General features: G+C 40.1%; 16 protein-coding genes. 11 read left to right on the top strand and 5 right to left on the bottom strand.

Annotated features, from left to right (window positions below):
- The first annotated feature begins 376 nt into the window (after positions 1-376).
- The 7 genes from grpE to N5852_RS03220 all read left to right on the top strand — a co-directional run bounded on the left by grpE (position 377) and on the right by N5852_RS03220 (position 10,674).
- Positions 377-1,033 (top strand): nucleotide exchange factor GrpE, encoded by a 657-nt coding sequence (gene grpE / locus N5852_RS03250; RefSeq protein WP_262098987.1) that lies wholly within the window; start codon positions 377-379, stop codon positions 1,031-1,033.
- A gap of 321 nt (positions 1,034-1,354) precedes the next feature.
- The gene (locus tag N5852_RS03245) at positions 1,355-2,818 is read left to right on the top strand and encodes a DUF4139 domain-containing protein (RefSeq protein ID WP_262098986.1); all 1,464 of its coding nucleotides are present in this window, start codon (positions 1,355-1,357) and stop codon (positions 2,816-2,818) included.
- Between the two features lie 113 nt (positions 2,819-2,931).
- Positions 2,932-4,398, top strand: coding sequence for a DUF4139 domain-containing protein (locus tag N5852_RS03240; protein WP_262098985.1), 1,467 nt, complete (start codon positions 2,932-2,934; stop codon positions 4,396-4,398).
- A gap of 74 nt (positions 4,399-4,472) precedes the next feature.
- Positions 4,473-5,930 (top strand): DUF4139 domain-containing protein, encoded by a 1,458-nt coding sequence (locus N5852_RS03235; RefSeq protein WP_262098984.1) that lies wholly within the window; start codon positions 4,473-4,475, stop codon positions 5,928-5,930.
- Between the two features lie 37 nt (positions 5,931-5,967).
- Positions 5,968-7,434: a DUF4139 domain-containing protein gene (locus N5852_RS03230; protein WP_262098983.1), complete on the top strand. Its 1,467-nt coding sequence runs from the start codon at positions 5,968-5,970 to the stop codon at positions 7,432-7,434.
- A gap of 144 nt (positions 7,435-7,578) precedes the next feature.
- Positions 7,579-9,165: a DUF4139 domain-containing protein gene (locus N5852_RS03225; RefSeq protein ID WP_262098982.1), complete on the top strand. Its 1,587-nt coding sequence runs from the start codon at positions 7,579-7,581 to the stop codon at positions 9,163-9,165.
- Between the two features lie 69 nt (positions 9,166-9,234).
- Positions 9,235-10,674, top strand: coding sequence for a DUF4139 domain-containing protein (locus N5852_RS03220; RefSeq protein WP_262098981.1), 1,440 nt, complete (start codon positions 9,235-9,237; stop codon positions 10,672-10,674).
- 52 nt (positions 10,675-10,726) lie between these two features.
- Here N5852_RS03220 and N5852_RS03215 read toward each other — a convergent pair whose 3' ends face one another.
- Entirely contained in the window at positions 10,727-13,021 is a 2,295-nt protein-coding gene (locus N5852_RS03215) for an NADP-dependent malic enzyme (RefSeq protein WP_262098980.1), read from the bottom strand.
- A 238-nt stretch (positions 13,022-13,259) separates the two neighbouring features.
- Positions 13,260-13,496, bottom strand: a complete 237-nt coding sequence (locus N5852_RS03210) for an Lrp/AsnC ligand binding domain-containing protein (RefSeq protein ID WP_262078489.1) — start codon at positions 13,494-13,496, stop codon at positions 13,260-13,262.
- Positions 13,497-13,772: 276 nt separating this feature from the next.
- On the opposite strand from N5852_RS03210, the gene N5852_RS03205 reads away from it, so the two are divergent.
- The 4 genes from N5852_RS03205 (at position 13,773) to N5852_RS03190 (ending at position 17,208) form a co-directional block, all read left to right on the top strand.
- Positions 13,773-14,252: a DUF930 domain-containing protein gene (locus N5852_RS03205; protein WP_262098979.1), complete on the top strand. Its 480-nt coding sequence runs from the start codon at positions 13,773-13,775 to the stop codon at positions 14,250-14,252.
- A gap of 116 nt (positions 14,253-14,368) precedes the next feature.
- Positions 14,369-14,803 carry a hypothetical protein gene (locus N5852_RS03200; protein ID WP_262098978.1) on the top strand — a complete coding sequence of 145 codons (435 nt, stop codon included), beginning with the start codon at positions 14,369-14,371 and terminating at the stop codon, positions 14,801-14,803.
- Positions 14,804-14,938: 135 nt separating this feature from the next.
- Entirely contained in the window at positions 14,939-16,321 is a 1,383-nt protein-coding gene (locus N5852_RS03195; RefSeq protein WP_262098977.1) for a leucyl aminopeptidase family protein, read from the top strand.
- 26 nt (positions 16,322-16,347) lie between these two features.
- Complete coding sequence (locus tag N5852_RS03190) at positions 16,348-17,208, top strand: C40 family peptidase (RefSeq protein WP_262098976.1); 861 nt, start codon at positions 16,348-16,350, stop codon at positions 17,206-17,208.
- Positions 17,209-17,225: 17 nt separating this feature from the next.
- Here the strand turns inward: N5852_RS03190 and N5852_RS03185 are convergent, their stop codons facing one another.
- The 3 genes from N5852_RS03185 to dnaN all read right to left on the bottom strand — a co-directional run bounded on the left by N5852_RS03185 (position 17,226) and on the right by dnaN (position 20,256).
- Positions 17,226-17,681 (bottom strand): hypothetical protein, encoded by a 456-nt coding sequence (locus N5852_RS03185; protein WP_262098975.1) that lies wholly within the window; start codon positions 17,679-17,681, stop codon positions 17,226-17,228.
- A 205-nt stretch (positions 17,682-17,886) separates the two neighbouring features.
- Positions 17,887-19,026 (bottom strand): DNA replication/repair protein RecF, encoded by a 1,140-nt coding sequence (gene recF, locus N5852_RS03180; protein WP_262099675.1) that lies wholly within the window; start codon positions 19,024-19,026, stop codon positions 17,887-17,889.
- A gap of 108 nt (positions 19,027-19,134) precedes the next feature.
- Positions 19,135-20,256, bottom strand: coding sequence for a DNA polymerase III subunit beta (dnaN, locus tag N5852_RS03175; RefSeq protein ID WP_262098974.1), 1,122 nt, complete (start codon positions 20,254-20,256; stop codon positions 19,135-19,137).
- Between the last annotated feature and the right edge of the window lie 155 nt (positions 20,257-20,411).

Genomic DNA, 20,411 nt, shown 5'->3' with positions numbered 1-20,411 from the left:
ATCTCCCTAAAATCAGTATTTTGATTTTTTAACCAAACGTGGCGTAAGCGCAATAGAATTTTTCGTCATTAGGCTGTTTTTTTGATATAAATTGTAAAAACCAGGCTAATAGTAAAATTATGCGCAATAAATGCCCTCCCCCCACAAAATACCAAGCATTACGAGCAATGGTAAAGCTTGTTTAATGAGTATTAAGTTTGATTAAGATAAAATTTTAAACCTAATGCTCGACTGGATTTTTATTTATTCGGATTTTTCCATAATTTTGAAGGAAATATATTATAATAGCGTATAAATTGTAATTTTGCCCTTGATTTTCAGACTATAAAAATCGATATCGTGGGTTAAGAGAAATTTTGTAAACAATGGAATTGATATGTCTGACGAAAAACACGTTGACGAGAACATTGAAAATGCTCGTGATTTAAGAAATCCAAAGGATCGCGATGAGCTTAGGCAAGCTGCCGATGACTTTTTAAAGTCACGCAAAGCTGAAGAGCGCATGGAAATTGAAGATGAGGAAGGCGTTATTACTGCACGCAATATTGACTTGCTGCAAGATGAAAACGCATCTTTAAAAGACCAATTATTGCGTGTTGCTGCAGAAATGGAAAATCTGCGCCGCCGCACTGCGCGCGATGTCAATGATGCAAAAACCTATGCAGTTGCTAATTTTGCTCGTGATATGCTTGCCGTGTCCGATAATCTTGGTCGTGCATTAACTGCTATACCTGCTGATGCCCGTGAAAACGATGCTAATTTGAGCAATCTTGCTGAAGGCGTTGAAATGACGGAGCGCTTGATGCAGACCACCATGGAGCGTTATGGCATCACCAAAGCTGGTGACATTGGTGATCGATTTGATCCAAACTTCCATCAAGCAATGTTTGAAGTGCCAGATCCATCAAAACCAGCAAATACTATTGCCCAAATCATTCAAGATGGTTATGTGATTGGTGAACGCGTATTGCGCCCAGCATTAGTTGGCGTAACAACCGGCGGACCTAAAGATGTGCCAGTCAGCGATGAATAGGTTTTAGCGACTAGGGTCCCAGACTATCTAGTTTAGCTTTGCTAAAAAATACTATACACTTAGATGAGTGGTGAAAGCTTTTTAAAGGTGGGATGGCAATATGTCATACCACCTTTTTATTTTTGCCTACTCAATCCTTTTTAAAGTATTCGTTGCATCTTAGCGAGGTTTTTGACCCACCAAATAAAATATGGCAAAATAATGCATTGAATTATTAAAAATAATTTATTTTTGCTACAAAAATGTAGAAAAAAAGTCTTATTCATTCTCTCTAATGACAAAAATTAAACATTGATATTTTTGTTTTATTAAGGAGATTTCATGAAAAAGGCCAATATGCTACTTGCAAGTTGCGCAACCTTGATCATTGCCGGCATCACCCAGTCTTCAGCTCAGACCAGCGCTGAAAAGATTAGCGCGGGCGATACGCGTAAAGAAGTCGCAGTAACCATTTATAATGAAAATTTAGCATTGGTACGTGAAGTTCGCGACCTTGATCTACAAAAGGGTGTTAATCATTTTGCTTTGCGTGATGTTTCTGGCATGATCAGGCCTGAAACGGCGATTATGACCACTAAAGACAATGCTAAACTTTATGTCATTGAGCAAAATTTTAATTTTGATCTTTTAACACCAGATGCTTTAACCGAGAAATATGTTGGCAAGGAAGTTACCATTGTTAGGCTCAATCAAGACGGTAGCGAGGCGGAAGAAAAGGCAACCATCCTGTCTAATAATTCTGGCCTTGTTTTAAAATATAATGACCGTATTGAAATTGGTTTGCCAAAAGATGCACGGATAAAATTTGACGCCTTACCGCAAAATCTCCGTGACCGCCCAACACTCGTCACCGATATTATGAGTGAAGAAACGGGTACTAAAGAAGTTAATATTGCCTATCTTTCAGGTGGCTTTAACTGGAAAGCCGACTATGTTGCAGAACTTAACAAAGATGAAAATAAGATTTCGTTAAAGGGTTGGGTAACACTTCAAAATAATAGTGGCACGTCCTATCAGGACGCTAAATTACAGTTGGTTGCAGGTGATGTTAATCAAGCTGAATTCCCACGTCGCGGCGATGCCATACGCTTGATGGCAGATGCAAGTCAAGATGAAGTTATGGCAACCGCCGCACCAATTCAGCAGGAAGCGCTTCTTGATTATCATCTTTATACTTTGCCACTACCAACCACGTTAAACAATAATCAAATTAAACAAGTGGCTTTAATGGGTGCAGACAATGTGCCAGTACAAAAACGCTATGTCGCCGAAACATTACGAGACTATTATGCTTTTAATAACGCAAATGAAGAAGGGCAGCCACTTACTGTTGGGGTCTATTTTAACTTTGTAAATGATAAGGACTCCAATTTGGGCGTGCCATTACCCAAAGGCGTATTGCGAGCCTATAAGCCAGATAGTAAAGGCAACGTACTTTTTATCGGTGAAGATAGTATTAATCACATTGCTGACAAAGAAACTGTGCGGGTGAAATTTGGCAATGCGTTTGATGTTAAAGTCTATGCAAAAACTTTAGAGCGCAAAGAGGTTGGATTGAGTTTTAATTCAAACCCAATTTATGAGACTACAAATGAGCTCACGGTTAAAAATGCTAAGGATGAGCCGGTTGAGGTTGAAATTCCCGCCTATTTTCCTGATAATTGGGAAATGCTGCAAGAAAATATCCCACATGAAAAGCGCAACGCTAACACTGCTATATGGCGCGTAAAAGTTGACCCAAAGAGTGCAAGTGTACTAACCTTTAAAGTGCGCACCAAGAATTAAGTTTAAATTGCCCTGCACATCTGCGGGGCAATGTCCTTATGAGCAAACGAAATAACAACTTGCGGTTATAAAATCGTTTAACGAGTGCGTTTACGACATCTTAAGGGGGGCTTATGAAAAAAGCAGCTTGGCTTTTTTGGGGTAGTTTAATCTTTTGTTTTACCCCAATTACCCAATCGGTTGCGCAAGACCAAAACGCGCAAGTAAGTACCAGTGATGCTGGCAAAGATATTGCCATTACTATTTACAATGAAGATTTGGCACTGATACGTGAAAAGCGAAAAATTAATCTTATAAAAGGCATCAACCACATCAATTTTCGCGATGTCTCGGTAATGATTAAGCCAAAAACAGCTATAATAACAGCCACGGATAATAGTAAGCTTCACATGATAGAGCAGAATTTTAATTATGATCTTTTAACGCCAGAAGCTTTAAGTGAAAAATATATAGGTAAAGAGGTTACCATTGTTGGCCGCCGGCAAGATGGCGGCGAGGTTGAAAAGCGGGCAACTATTCTTGCAACCCAATCTGGCCTTGTATTTAAATATAGTGACCGCATTGAAATTGGCTTACCCAAAAATGGTCATATAAAATTTGGTGCGTTGCCGCCAAACCTTTATGACCGTCCAACATTGGTTAGCGTTATTATGAGCGAAGAACACGGTGTAAGTGAAGTAGATCTTGCCTATCTTTCTAGTGGCTTTAGTTGGAAAGCCGATTATGTTGCAGAACTAAACCCACAAGGAAATAAAATATCTTTAAAAGCTTGGGTGACTTTACAAAATAAAAGCGGCACCGATTTTAATAATGTTCAATTACAACTGGTCGCTGGCGAGTTGAATAGACTTAAAAGCTTGATGTGGAACAGCCCGTTTGGGCCAATACAACCAGCCTTGCCTCCTCAAACCATCGTGGCTGAGCCATTTCTTGATTATAAGCTAAATGATCTACCTTTTAAGACAACGCTTCACAATAATCAACTAAAGCAAGTATTGCTGTTGCATGCAGAAAACATTCCATCACAAAAACATTACGTTAGCACAACGTGGGACAATGTACATTTGGATAATTATGAAAACAACATGCTTGGTCGGCAGGGGCTAATCCTTGCTGTCAATGTGTATTTTGATTTTGTTAATGATAAGCAATTCAATTTAGGGGTACCATTACCAAAAGGCACTATACGCAGCTATATAACAGATAATTTGTTAAACCAGCACTTTCTTAATGAGGATAATATTGGGCATACCGCAGAGCATGAACATATCCGGCTAAAGATAGGCAATGTGATTGATGTTAATGTATTGATAAATAAAGTCAAACAAAAGAAACTCGGTTTGGACAAAAATAAAAAGCAGATTTACGAAGACAGTTTTCAATTCATAATTAAAAATGCCAAGAATGAAGAAATCACCGTTGAAATTCCGGCCGTTTTTTCTAACAATTTTGAAATTCTACAAGAAAATATACCCCACCAAAAGATGAGTGTGAACAGTGCGCGTTGGCAAGTAAAGGTTGCGGCGCAAAGTCAATCTATACTGAATGTTAAAGTGCGTAGCAGCTCACAAAAATCGTAACCGTTTAGTTTAATAAGCATATGCAAAAATTAAAAAATAGAAACTTAAAATTTAATTTAAGATCAGGAGATTTCATGAAAAAGGCCAATATGCTACTTGCAAGCTGTGCAACCTTATTTATTGCAACTATTGCTCAATCTTCAGCTCAAACCAGCGCTGAAAAAGTAAGTTCGGGCGATGCACGAAAAGAAGTTGCGGTTACCATTTATAATGAAAATTTGGCACTGGTGCGTGAAGTGCGCGACCTTGATTTACAAAAGGGCGTTAATCATTTTGCCCTGCGTGATGTCTCCGGCAAGATCAAACCTGAAACTGCGATTATGACTACTAAGGACAATGCCAAGCTTTATGTGATTGAGCAAAATTTTAATTTTGACCTTTTAACGCCAGACGCTTTAACTGCAAAATATGTCGGCAAGGAAGTTACCATTGTTAGCCTCAACCAAGATGGCAGTGAAAATCCAGAAAAAGCAGTCCTTCTTTCTAATAATTCCGGCCTTGTTTTAAAATATAGTGACCGTATTGAAATTGGTTTGCCAAAAGATGCGCGGATAAAATTTGATGCCTTGCCGCAAAATCTTCGCGACCGCCCAACATTGGTCACCGATATTATGAGTAATGAAACAGGCGCTAAAGAAGTTAATATTGCTTATCTTTCAAGTGGCTTTAGCTGGAAAGCCGATTATGTCGCCGAGCTTAACAATGACGAAAATAGGATTTCGTTAAAAGGCTGGGTGACACTCCAAAATAATAGTGGCACGTCCTATCAGGATGCTAAATTGCAGTTAGTCGCTGGTGATATTAATAGGGCGCCTAGTTATATGCGTGCTGAGATGAGTGGGCGCGCTAGCAGCATGATACGTGGTTTTAAATTCAAGGATATAATGGCTGAAGAATCTTTCCTTGACTACCATCTTTATACTTTGCCGCAACCAACTACGCTTAATAATAATCAAATCAAACAAGTGGCCTTGATGAGCGCAGACAATGTGCCCGTCGAAAAGCGTTATATCGTTGAGGCAACAAAAAGCAGCTATTCCAATGACAACGCCAATGAAGAAGGTGAACCACTTAAAGTTGGTGTCTATTTTGATTTTGTAAATGATAAGGAATCCAATTTGGGTGTGCCTTTACCCAAAGGCGTATTGCGTGCCTATAAGCCAGATAGCAAAGGCAATGTGCTTTTTATCGGTGAAGATCACCTTGATCATACCGCTGACAAAGAAACTGTACGAGTGAAAACTGGCAATGCTTTTGATGTTAAAGTTTATGCAAAAACCTTGGCAAGTGACAAAGTCAGCGTTGTCAATGGTTCATATACTACCTATGAAATAATAAATCAGCTCACGGTTAAAAACGCTAAGGATGAGCCAGTTGTAGTTGAAATTCCGGGGGATTTTTATAACAATTGGGAGATTTTACAAGAAAATATCCCCCATGAAAGACGCAACGCCAATACTGCTGTATGGCGCGTAAAAGTAGATCCCAAAAGTAAAGCCGAACTCACCTATAAGGTGCGCATGAGTAATTAATCATAAATTTAAGCATTTTTTACGTTGAGGATAATCCATGAAACAGTCAAAAATACTTCTTACTAGTTGTGCATCTTTACTGGTGGCATCAATCACCCAATCATCAGCACAAACGGTGGATCAACAAATAATTTCTGCTGATTCAAGTAAAGAAATAGCAATTACCCTTTATAAGGATAGTCTCGCATTAGTGCATGAGCAGCGCGATGTTCACCTTATTAAAGGTATCAACAGCATTGCTTTTCGTAATGTTTCGCGCATGATACGGCCGGAAACAGCCTTTATGAGTTCTGCGCAAGCACAAATCCAGATGTTGCAACAAAGCTTTCATTTTGATCAGTTAACTCCAGCCAATTTAACGGCAAAATATGTTGGCCAACAAGTCACCATTGTTAGCCGAGACAAAAATGGCGAAGAACACTCTGAAAAGGCAACCATTTTATCAAATGATTCAGGCCTCATTTTGCAATATGCCGACAGAATTACCGCAGGTCTGCCCGCGGATGTGCGCGTTGATTTTGGTAGCTTACCACAAAACCTATATGACCAACCAACTTTGCTAGCCAAGGTGATGAGCAGTGAAGAGGGCAAAAACACCGTTGACCTTTCTTATCTTTCCAAAGGTTTTGATTGGGTTGCAGAATATGCGGTAGAGCTTAATGCTCGCGAAGACAAAATGCTTTTTACGGGGTGGGTAACAATTAAAAATAACACGGATACCAGTTATCAAAATGCTAAATTGACCCTTATTAAGGGCAAAGCTGATGTTATCGGTTCTTATGAAAAAAAAGGTAAAACAAGGATAGATATTGAAGAGCCTGGCATTACGCTAGCCGACCAATCTTTTGAAGAACGCGCTGCATTCAATTATAATTCCTATACCATATCGCAGCCGGTCACCCTTAGTCATGAAGTTGACACGCAAGCAGCTTTGGTAAATGGCGTGGAAGTACCGGTCGTCAAGCACTATATCCTTGACGGGGAAGGCAGCAACTCTAACGATTATAGCTATATCAAGTCGAGCTCTATTGGCGAACAAAAAGCCACTATTGGCGTTTATTTTGATTTTGCCAATGATAAACAATCCAATCTTGGTATGCCTTTGCCAAGTGGCAATCTTAGAAGCTTTGCTTTGGATAAAAATGGCAGTCCAGTATTTTTAAGTCAAAATATTATTCAACATGTTGATCCCAATGCCAAGGTGCGGTTAAAGTTTGGCAATGCGCTTGATATTTCTGCACAAATGAAAAGTACAGAAAGCAAAAAATTTGGCTTAAGCTTAAAATCTGGCTCTACTTCTGAAACCACCAATGAAATTACCTTTAAGAATGCCAAAGATGAGGCTGTTATTGTCGAGGTTCCACGGCGTTTTTATGGCGAATGGGAAGTTTTGGAAGAAAGCATTGCCCATGAAAAGCGCGATGACAAACATATTGTGTGGAAGGTCAAAGTTGATCCAAAAAGCGAAGCCACACTTACCTATACAGTTCGGTCAAGCGAATAAAATAGCGTTAAACCAAAGAGCATGTCCGCTTTATTAGGAAGTGGAGACATGCTCTAAGCTACTAATTGCATTGCGTTTTAACCAATTTTTTTGGCTGGTTTTGGCAAACGATCCAATCGGCGAATTTCTCCATAAGGGGTAGTAATGAAAAAGACCACTCAATTAGTTGCTTGCTGCGCAAGTCTTTTATTTGGCAGTACACTACAGGTCTTAGCACAAGACGTGATGGAAGTAACAAGTTTTGGCGATGCCCGCAAAGAAATTGCGCTGACAATCTATAATGATGGTCTGGCCTTGGTGCATGAGGTGCGCGATCTTGATTTTAAAAAGGGGTTAAATCACATTGCATTGCGTGATGTTTCAGGCAAAATCAAACCAGAAACAGCAATTATGAAGTTTAAAGATAATGCGATAATTCATGTTCTTGAACAAAATTTTAATTTTGAGCTTTTAACCCCCGATACTTTGAGTGAAAAAAATGTTGGTAAGGAATTAACCATTATTCGCCGTAACCCAAATGGTAGCAAAACTGAAGAAAAAGCATTTCTTCTTTCAGCCAATAATGGTCTTATTTTCAAATATGCTGACCGCATTGAAATTGGTTTACCCAAAGATGCGCGAATAAAATTTGATAGTCTACCGCAAAATTTGCGTGATCGGCCAACCTTAGTAACGGATATAAAAAGTGATGATGCAGGCAAACGGGCGGTCGATATTGTCTATCTTTCAAGCGGTTTTAGTTGGCGTGCAGATTATGTTGCTGAATTAAACCAACACAATGACAAAATGACTTTAAAGGGCTGGGTAACATTAGAAAATAATAGTGGCACTGATTATGAAAACGCCAAATTACAACTTGTCGCAGGTGAGCTTAATTTGGCTCTTGAAGAACAAAAAAACTTTGAAGAAACGTCAGATCAGGTACAAAACTCTAATTCTGGTATTTCTGTAAAATTAGAAGCGCCGCTACTTGATTATCACCTTTATACGCTACCGCAACCAACTACCCTTATTGATAATCAAGCAAAACAAGTGACGTTTATGGATGTCGATGCTATACCAGTTTATAAATATTATGAAGTATCACAACCAAACACAACCAAAAAACAAGATGACACGCAATATATTGATCTAAATCTTGATAAATATTTTTATACAAGTGCCATTTATTATTTTCCAAATGATAAGCAATATGGTGATCCAAATCTTGGTGGACAACTTCATGCTAGTGCCAATTATTATTTTTCAAATGACAAGCAATCCAATTTGGGAATACCGATACCGAAGGGTACTTTGCGTAGCTATAAAGCAAATAGTGCTGGCGACATGCAGTTTTTGGATCAAACATCACTCGATCATCCCATAGAGGGAGAACGTGTAGCTATAAAATCGGTTACCACCAATGATATCGTGGCGTATAAAGATATAACAGGGCTATCTAAAACCGAAATTGACAATGGCACCATTTCGGAAGCAAATCATAAAATTACAATAGAAAATACACAAAATCAGGCTGTCGAAGTTTGGGTACGTTTTCATTTTGAAGATGAGTGGGAGATTTTGGATGAAGATTTGCCCCACATCAATGTTGACGCCAATAACGTGCTTTGGAAAGTAAAGCTAGAACCAAAAGAGCAAAAAGTTTTCAATTATAGGCTCCGCTTACATATCATAGATTGGTTCAAAAATCGGGTGCAAAATTTTAGTTTTGGAGTAAGCGACAAATTTTAGTTGCGCATGGCCATGGTAAGGTGCTTTGATACCTAATGATCGTGAGTTTTTTTAGCGTGAGGGTAATTTATGGAAAAAGATGAAAATAAAAATAAAAACGTAAAACACCAAATAGAAATGCGCCCTATTGATGAACAGGTAAGTTTTGGCAATGCGCGTAAAGAAATCGCGATTACAATTTATAATGAAAATTTAGCTCTTGTGCGCGAAGTGCGCGATCTTAATTTGAATAGTGGAATAAACCGCATTGCCTTACGTGATGTTTCTGGAAAAATACGACCAGAAACCGCAATTATGATTGCTACAGATGGTTCTGAGTTGAACGTGATTGAGCAAAATTTTAATTTTGATCTCTTAACACCGGATGCCCTAACCGAAAAATATGTTGGCAAAGAAGTGACAATCGTCATGCGCAATAGTGCTGGCGATGAGTATGAAGAAAAGGCAACTATACTTTCCAATAATTCTGGTCTTGTTTTACAATATCGTGACCGTATTGAAATTGGTTTACCCAAATATGCGCGAATAAAATTTGACGCATTGCCACAAAATTTACGCGATCGTCCAACCTTAGCAACCGATATTTTGTGTAGCAAGGCTGGTGCGCGGCAAGTGGAAATTTCTTATCTTTCAAGCGGCTTTAGTTGGATTGCCGATTATGTTGCCGAGCTTAACCAGCAAGAAAATCACATTTCCCTTAAAGGTTGGGTTACGCTTACCAATAATAGCGGCACAGATTATCATGACGCAAAAATGCAGCTTGTTGCCGGCGATGTTAACCAGATAAGTGATGAATCAGTTTCATGTGGGATGGCTGGAGCGAGTGAAGATTCAAAAAGAGTGACAGAGCATTTTATTAAGCAAGAAACATTTTTTGATTATCATCTTTATTCGCTACCTTTGCGCACAACACTTAATCATAACCAAACTAAGCAAATTGCTTTAATGGCGGCCTTCGAAATACCAGTTGAAAAACACTATATTGTAGATACTTATTACAGTTTCTATCCAAGTTTGAGCCGCTATGCCAACATAAATGACGAAGGGCAAGGTTTTGATGTTGCCGTTTATTTCGAATTTATCAATGATAAGCAATCTAATTTAGGACTGCCATTGCCAAAAGGTATTTTACGCGCTTATAAGCCTGACCAAATGGGAAATCCGCTATTTATTGGCGAGGATTTCATCAAACATACGGCTGAAAACGAGCGGGTGCGGCTTAATTTTGGCAATGCTTTTGATGTCAATGTTTATGTTAAAACTCTTGAATACAAAAAAGAAGGTTTGGGCAAAAATCCCTTTTATGAAAAAACGAGCCAAGTTACCATTAAAAATGCCAAGGATGAGGCTGCCATAGTCGAAATCCGTAATAAATTTTTTGGAGAGTGGCAAGTATTAGAAGAAGATATTGCCCATGAAAAGCTAGATGCACAATGTGCTGTTTGGAAAGTCAACGTCGAAGCCAAGAGCCAAACAATATTTACCTATAAGGTGCGTACTCGCGATTAGGTCTTTTGCAAAAAAATGCCCCGTCGAAACGGGGCATTTATCTATCTGTATTTTAGCGAACCGCACCATAGGCAGCAAGCGCAGCCATATTCACAATTTCACTGTCCTTTGCGCCTAAAGGTACAATTTGCACCGATTTTTCAAGGCCAACAAGGATGGGGCCGATAATGGTGGCTCCCCCTAATTCCTGCAGCATTTTACTGGCAATTGATGCCGAGTGATAACCGGGCATAATAAGAACATTAGCAGGTGCCTTAAAGCCCATAAACGGATATTGTTCCATGAGTTTAGGATTTAATGCAACATCAGCGCTCATTTCGCCATCAAATTCAAAATCGACCTTGCGCTCTTTTAAAATTGCCACCGCTTCTTGAATACGTTGGGCACCCTCACCTTTCATATGACCAAAGGTTGAAAAAGCAAGGAATGCAACGCGTGGCGTATAGCCCATGCGGCCTGCCAAATGCGCTGACTGCTCTGCAATATCGGCAAGGGCGGTAGCATCTGGATGTTCATGCACGGCTGTATCGCTAATAAATACCGTACGACCGCGACAGACCGCAATAGAAACACCCATTAATCTTGCATTTTCTTTAACCGAAATAACACGGCGCACATCAGAAAAAGCAGTCTCATAATTGCGCGTTACACCAGTTACCATAGCATCGGCATCGCCCATGGCGACCATAGTTGCGGCAAAGAAATTACGGTCATTATTGATAAAGCGATGGCAATCGCGTCTTAACCAACCTTGACGCTGTAAACGCTGGTAGATAAAATCAGCATAGTCGTCACGTCGGGCATTAGATGATGCATTGGCAATGGTAACGCCTTCACGATCAAGATCAATGCCGGCCTGCTTTGCGGTTTCTTGAATTTTTTCTTCACGCCCAACCAGCACTGCGCTACCTAGCTTTTGATTAACGTAAGAAAGCGCCGCACGCATGACTTGTTCTTCTTCACCCTCGGCAAAGACCATACGCTGAGGTTCATTGCGCACACGCTTATAAATATCGCCCATGGTGGATGCAATTGGATCACGGCGAGCTGCTAATTCGTTAGCATAAGCGTCCAAGTCTTCAATAGGTTTACGTGCAACGCCGCTTTCCATCGCCGCTTTTGCAACAGCCACAGGAATTGCGGCAAGAAGACGTGGATCAAAAGGCACAGGAATAATATAGTTGGGGCCAAAACGTGGACGATTGCCCTGATAGGCAGCTGCAACATCATCTGGCACTTCTTCACGAGCAAGATTTGCTAAGGCGTAAGCTGCTGCTTCTTTCATTTTATCATTAATGGTTGACGCACGCACGTCAAGAGCACCACGGAACATATAAGGGAAACAAAGAACATTGTTAACCTGATTTGGATAGTCAGAGCGACCCGTTGCAACAATAGCATCAGAGCGAATTGCCGCCACTTCTTCTGGGGTAATTTCGGGATCAGGATTGGCCATCGCAAAAATAATTGGATTGGCTGCCATTGATTTGACCATATCCGCAGTAAGGGCGCCCTTGGCAGAAACACCAAAGAAAACATCGGCATCTTTTACCGCATCAGCAAGGGTACGAGCATCCGTTTTCACGGCATGAGCCGATTTCCACTGATTCATATTTTCTTGGCGGCCTTCATAAACAACGCCTTTGGTGTCACAAAGGGTAATATTTTCAGAAGAAAAGCCAACAGCCTTTGCAAGTTCAATACAGGCAATGCCAGCAGAACCGGCGCCATTACACACAAGTTTGGTTGTTTTCATATCACGCTTGGTTAAATAAAGCGCGTTAATAAGACCTGCAACGGCAATAATCGCCGTTCCATGCTGGTCATCATGGAAAACAGGAATATCCATCATTTCGCGCAAGCGGCTTTCAATAATAAAGCAATCTGGGGCTTTAATATCTTCAAGATTAATGCCGCCAAAACTTGGGCCCAAATAGCGGACAGAATTAATAAAGGCTTCAATGTCGGTTGTATCAACTTCCAAATCGATAGAGTCAACATCAGCAAAACGCTTAAATAAAACCGCCTTACCTTCCATGACCGGCTTTGAAGCTAATGCACCAAGATTACCAAGCCCCAAAATAGCAGTACCATTAGAAATAACTGCAACAAGATTACCCTTTGCCGTATAGTCATAGGCGGCAGCAGGATTTTTGGCAATAACCTCAACGGGAACAGCAACGCCTGGAGAATAGGCTAATGACAGATCACGCTGAGTTGCCATTGGCTTGGTTGGAATAATTTCTAACTTACCAGGGCGGCCTTCAAAATGATAATTGAGGGCTTCTTGATCGCTTACGGCTTTTGATGATTTTTGTTCTTTGGTAAGGCCACTATTAGGTGCCATGGATATATCTCTCATTTAAAATTTCACACACAATTAGCGTATTATCGGACACAATGCCGTAATAGCTTTATTTTTTTCAATCAGCCCTTTTATAGCTTTTAGATGAAAAGACAAGAAATGATTAAAAAATCTATTTGTGATGATGTACAATAGACTTAGCGCACTTTATGTTTGAAGCGACGCAAACTCTCATTATTCGATAATATTCATTGTTTTAGTTGCCAATGAAAATGAATTTTTAAAATGCTGTAAAGGTCATGGTCGTTAATGAGCGTACAATACCTGGAATATCCAACACATTCTCGCTAAGAAACTTACCAATATCTTTGTCTTCTGCTACATAAATTTTGAGAAGAAGATCAAATTCACCGCTGGTAGAATAAAGCTCTGAAACAATTTCTCTTGTATAGAGTATATCGGCAACTTCGTAGGTTTTGCCAGGCACACATTGTAGTTGCATGAAAATCGGCTTCATCATTTGTCCTCAGCTATTAGCGTTATTATCTACCTTATTAAAGCGATATTAAGCTTTTGTTAACCCGTAATGGTAAAAAATTAAAAAATAATCAAATGGAGTTATGGATGGGTTGTCTATTAACATATTCTTATCTTAATCAAGGGCTTTAAGATGTGAAACTCAGCTCAAACTTTATGAAGATTCTGATGCTTTTAAAAATATGTGTCGCAACACACATATAGGTATTGCTTTAGCCTTTTTGTAAAAAGGCAAAATTTAATAGGGATTATAAAGATGCACATTAAAAGACAGATAATAGCAAAAAAGCCCAAAGCATGCGGTCTATTTGCAAATGCTCGCGCTTTAAAAACCTATTTTTCTATAAAATGGCAGCTATCTTTTTTTGCTTTAGCAATATTGAGTATTTCAGGCGGCTTTGCTCATGCGTTGACGGCTTCTGAAGCAATGCAGCTCAATAAGCTAGACCCACAAACCCGCATTGAACAGCGTTGTGATATTGAAGCAATGAACCGACTTGGCAAAGAAAAAACTTGGCGACCTGATAAGGTGTTGGCCTATGCTTTTTCTGACCCTATTATGAGTAAGCATACGGTAAAAGCCAAAGGCGCCGCTTTCCGCTCAGGCGGTAAGTGGTATCGCCTGTCATATATTTGTAAGACACAAGATGATTTTTTAACTATAAAATCTTTTGAGTTTAAAACGGGCGATCCTGTACCGCGCCAAGATTGGGATAAACATTATCTTGTTCCTTAAATAAACCCTATTAAAGATAAGGGACATGGCAGCAATCAAAATATGAACAAAAATTGGCTATTACCATTTATTCATCATATGCTTTACTTTTAGAAAGATGAAGCAATGGTGAGGCAATGATTATACAGCATGACCAAAATATAATTAGCGTTCGTCAACCTGATGAGTTTATTGAAAATTTACCCTATAAAAATGTTGTATTGATTGGATTACAACAAAACCAATTACCAGAAAACCTTATTTTAAACCTTGCTAAAAATGGTAATGAGAATTTCTTCATTTACGGTAGCGATGCCAAAAATATTGAAGACTACATTGATGACATTTTGATTGATAATAATCTATTTTGCACCACAGCTGCTTATGATGAGCTTGATGATTGCATCTTGTTATTTTCTAATGAGTTTTATCAATATGGTAAGGGCGTGGTAGCAAATAGCAGCCATCTTATCATTTATGATAAAAAATATATTGATATTGCCATCATTTTTAAAAACTTAAAAAAATACAACTTGTTTACATCAATATCTAAAGGACAAGGGCAAAGTTAGGTTTTCAATTTTATCATTTAACTTGCTTTTTTGCAAAAAATAGGCGGATTATTATATATTAATCCGACTTGAGTTTAAGCAAATGATACGTCACAGATTATAGCAATACTATTTTTAAAAATTAAAAGGTGCTTTATGAATATTCATTTAAATATTGCTTTCACCACCAATCAATCAGCCTCAAGCCTACCAATATTTTTCACCAATGAGTGTGATTTTGCAGCGCTGCCACTATCAGATTTTAGCGCAAATTGGCTAAAGGCACAAAATTTTAAAGCCAAATCGGGCGCATTTGCATTATTGCCGAACGAAAAAGGTGGTCTTTGTGGCGCAGTGCTCATAAGCTGCCCAGACAATGGCGCTTTTATTACTGGAAAATTAGCAGACGCCTTACCCGATGGAGATTGGCATTTTCATGATGACCAAAATTTGCAGCCCCTACACTATTTAGGGCTTGCCTTAGGTGCTTATAAGTTTAATCGCTATTTGAACCAAAAAAGTGAAAGGGCTTTACGCTTTTTTGTGCCCAGTCATATTGATTATAAGGCACTATTAAGCCAAGCTGAAAGCACAACACTTGTGCGCAATCTCATCAATACCCCAACCAATGATATGGGGCCTGACCAGCTTGAAAACATTGTCCGCATGCTTGGCAATCAATTTGGCGCGTCAGTCCATGCCATTATTGGCGATGATTTGCTTGCACAGAATTTTCCGCTTATTCATGCGGTCGGACGCGCAAGCGCTATTGCACCGCGTTTGATTGAGCTTAATTGGGGACGGCAAGATGCGCCTAAAATAACTCTTATTGGTAAGGGAGTTTGCTTTGATACTGGCGGTCTTGATATTAAACCAGCAAGCGGCATGTTTTTGATGAAAAAAGACATGGGCGGCGCTGCCAATGTTATTGGTCTTGCCCAAATGATTATGGAACAAAAACTTGATGTACGCTTAAAACTGCTTATCCCTGCGGTGGAAAACTCAATTGCTGGCAATGCTTTTCGCCCAAGCGATATTTTGATGAGCCGCAAAGGCTTAAGCATTGAAATTGGCAATACGGACGCAGAAGGACGATTGGTATTATCCGATGCGCTTGCCTATGGCGATGAAGATGCCCCCGATTTGATCATTGACATGGCAACACTAACGGGCGCCGCACGTGTTGCCTTGGGGCCGGACTTGCCACCATTTTATAGCCATGACCAAAATTTGGTTAGTGCGATTAATGCGCAGAGCATTGCCCAACATGACCCAGTTTGGCAATTACCACTTTGGCCTGCCTACAAAAAAAATCTTAATTCCCCCATCGCTGATTTAAACAATGTCACGAGTGACGGCTTCGCCGGATCAATCACTGCGGCACTGTTTTTAAACCAGTTTGTAGAACAAGCAAAATCTTGGGCGCATTTTGATATTTACGGCTGGACACCAACAGCACGCCCAAGTTTTCCAAAAGGTGGTGAAGCGCAAGGCATAAGAGCACTTTTTGCTGCGATTAGACAATTATATGTTAAATGAATTTTTTAACTTCAAAGGCTAGATAAATGGAAAAACTTGATCCTCGCCTTAATGCTTATCGTGATGACCTGGCAGATATCACCTTAAAAGGACGCGTTAACGCACAAAAATTCGTTGAAGGTGTTAAACATCGTATTATTGCGCCAGTAAGCGATATTAAAAAAGCTGCTAATTTTGCTAGTGGCACATTAAGCCAAATGTTGCTTGGTGATGAAGCGCTTGTTTTTGAAAATCACAATGATTTTTGCTTTATCCGCTCACTGCAAGATGGCTATGTCGGCTATGTCGCTAGTAGCCATCTTAGCGTTGACAAACGCCCCCTCACCCACCGCGTTAAAGTTCCGCGCAGTTTTATTTACCCAATGGCAGATTTAAAAACGCCGCCAATCACCGCCATTGCTATGAATTCCAAACTAACCATTGGTGGTTTTGAAGAAACACGAGGCACGCGCTATGCGATGCTTGAAGACGGCAAAGCAATCATTGCCGAGCATATTGAGCCAATTGATGTGCGCGCCCTTGATTTTGTTTGTGTGGCAGAAAGTCTCATTCACACGCCCTATTTATGGGGAGGCACAACGGCCTTTGGTATTGATTGCTCCGGCCTTGTGCAATTATCTTTTGCAATGGCTGGGCGCAATGTCATGCGCGATAGTGATATGCAACAGCATTCCATCGGCCATGAAATACCAGAAGGCTTGCCAAATGAGCGTGGCGATCTTATCTTTTGGCAAGGACATGTTGCGATTATGATTGATAAAGATAATATCATTCATGCCAATGGTGCCTCCATGGATGTGCGCATTGAGCCATTAAATGATGCAATTTCACGCATTGCCAAGCTTTATGGCCGCCCAACCTGCTATCGCAGGCCAGAAAGCCTTTAGAGTAAATGCAATTGTTGTTAACGCTGAATAACAGAACCACTTCGATTAATCGGCTGGTTCTGATTTTTAGGCTTCGGATCAGGCTCTGCATCACTGCTTTGTGCAACTTCTTCAATTGCATCCATTGCAACATTTTCATCATCATGATCATAATACAAAGAGGCATTCATACTTTGCATAAATTCCTCGGTAAGATCATAACCGCCGTTTGTATTAACTCCCAAACATTGAAAACTATAAATAATACCCCAAGGAAAACCCCACCAGCCCAAAAATAAAGTTAACAATGTATAGGGCAAAGCCTTTGCAGCCGCAGATTCATCACTTCGTATAAAAAAAACATCGGTTGGACGTTTAAACGACATAACAACAATCGAAACACACCAGATATATTGCACGAAACGCCCACCTTTGGCGACTTCTTCGCGTATATCTTCAACACTCATATTATCAATGCCAACAATATTTGCCATCTTAAGCAACCCCTTTAACTTAAAATATATTTTACAAACTTAATTTGGCATATTATTAATACATTTAACTTAAAAATAAAATATATTATCCGTCAATTGTTGAAAAACACCAAGATATTAAGCATCTTTTATAATTATTATTATTTTAAATAAATTATTGCAATTTAAAATGATAAAACTGTTGGCTTTTTAAAAAATTAATTTATCAACTGCGATCAATCTCTATTTGATTTTCTTTTACTGAAAGAAATTGTGCCCTTCCCTCTAATCCTGCAAAAAGTGCACGGTCAGTTCCGGTCATAAAGGCTTGAGCTTCCAGTTGATCAAGGATTTCAAAAAGTGCACCACGACGCATTGGATCAAGATGGGCAGCAATTTCATCAAGCAATAAAATTGGTGTCATACCCGATATTTCACCAATAAGACGCGCATGGGACAAAATAAGCCCGGTTAGTAAAGCCTTTTGTTCACCAGTTGAACAAAGCGCCGCCGGCATAGACTTAACGAGATGGCTGACCTCAAGATCACTGCGATGGGGACCTTCCAAAGTGCGCCCTGCCCGTGCATCAAGCAGGCGATTTTGCTCCAAAAGCGCTCGGTAATCTTCCTCGACATCGACTGCCGCCGCTTCATCAAGCTGTGCTTCCAAAAGGCCCGTCGCACTCAAAACAGACATAGGAAATAAGCTATTTAACAGCATTTTTTCAATCATTGAGGCCATTAGGCGGACCATTTCCTTGCGCGCTGCCGCAATTGCTACCCCAAGTTCAGCCATTTGCGCTTCCAATGCACTGAGCCAATAGGCATCATTAACATTGTCACTTAATAATTTATTGCGTGAGCGCATGGCTTTTTCAAAATTGATAACCCGCCGCCCATGCAGGGGATCAAGCCCCATAACCAGACGATCAAGAAAACGCCGTCTATCCGATATCGTACCAGTGAATAGCCCATCCATTGCCGGAATTAGCCAACTAATGCGGCTATATTCCAGCAAGCTATCGGCCGAAGCATTGGCGCCATTGATGCGCACTTTACGTGTGCTTTCATTATCAGTAATACCAGTACCGATTTGCGCTTCGCCATAAATATCACATTCAAGGCGAGCAAATATAGTAAAACCGTTATGCTTTGAGGCTAAGTTTTTATCATAGGCGCCGTGGATAAGTTCGTTATAGCTAGCGCGGCGCAACCCCTTGCCCGGCGATAACAATGATATGGCTTCCAATATATTAGTTTTGCCAGCACCATTATGGCCAGTTAGCACAACATGCTGGCCAGAAAAAACCAAATTAAGGCTTTCATAATTGCGAAAGGCCGCGAGACTAAGCCCGCGAACCCGCATTTTATCACCATAGGATTGAATATCAGACAAATCTATTATTTGACCTTATCTCAAAATTTCTAAATCTGCCCAATAGATTTAAACTCGCAAATTCTAAACTCGCACTTTCTATACTCTCATGGGCATTAAAACATAAAGCGCATCAGCATCATTGCTGTCACGGATCAAAGTTGGCGAACCAGAATCGGCCAATAAGAATATTGCTTCATCGCCCGACAATTGGCCCGTAATGTCCATTAAATAGCGAGAATTAAAGCCAATTTCCAATGGATCAGATTCATAATCTGCACTTAACTCATCTTCAGCACTACCTGAATCTGGATTATTAACCGTGAGCTTTAATTGTCCATCACCAATTGTGAGCTTAACAGCGCGGCCGCGATCACTTGAAATAGTTGATACGCGATCAACTGCTGCTGCAAAAGCGGCGCGATCAATAATCAGTTTTTTATCATTGCCTTGTGGAATAACTCGGCCATATTCAGGAAATGTACCATCAATGAGTTTTGATGTTAAAACCACAGAGCCTGCCGAAAAACGAATTTTTGCGTCTGATAATTCGATTTTCACCAAAGCTTCATTGTCATCACCAACTAACTTTTGCAATTCAGCAACGGTTTTACGCGGAATAATAACGCCAGGCATGCCTTCCGTGCCATGAGGTGCATTAAGCTCTGCTTGCGCCAAGCGGTGACCATCAGTTGCAACGGCACGCAGCTTTAATACACCGTCACTTTCAACCACATGGAAGTAAATACCATTTAGGTAATAACGGGTTTCTTCGGTTGAAATTGCAAATTGCGTTGAATTAACAAGGCGCTTTAAATCTTCAGCTTTAATTTCAAAAGAATGACTAAATTGGCCCGTGCTTAACTCTGGAAAATCAGTTTTTGGCAAGCATTGCAAACGAAAACTCGCACGGCCTGCAGCAACTGCAACCGCATTGCCTTCACCATTCATTGAAAGGCTTACTTCACCGCCATCTGGAAGTTTACGAACAATGTCATAAAGAAGATGAGCCGGAACAGTCGTAGCACCAGCCTGCTCGATAGTTGATGTGGTTGTCTCAGTTATTTCAATATCAAGATCAGTTGCCTTTAGCAGCATTTGACCATTATCAGCCTCAATCAATACGTTAGACAGGATAGGGATGGTATTGCGCCGCTCCACGACCCGATGAACACGACCCAATGATTTGAGAAGATTGGCACGATCAACTGTAATGCGCATATCTATAACTCACTTCCTAAACTGCGGATATTCAACCGCTAAACCAAACTTTAAAGACAATTATCTTCGCATCAAAACCAGCGCAATGATTCTGTCGTTAATCTCTTATAAACCACATCGCTTAATTGACAAAACAGCATCTTGCAACTTGTGTG

Source organism: Bartonella sp. HY328 (genome assembly GCF_025449335.1).
GTDB lineage: Bacteria > Pseudomonadota > Alphaproteobacteria > Rhizobiales > Rhizobiaceae > HY038.
Note: the sequence above shows the minus strand (reverse complement) of the source record. Positions and strands in the feature narration are given on the sequence as shown.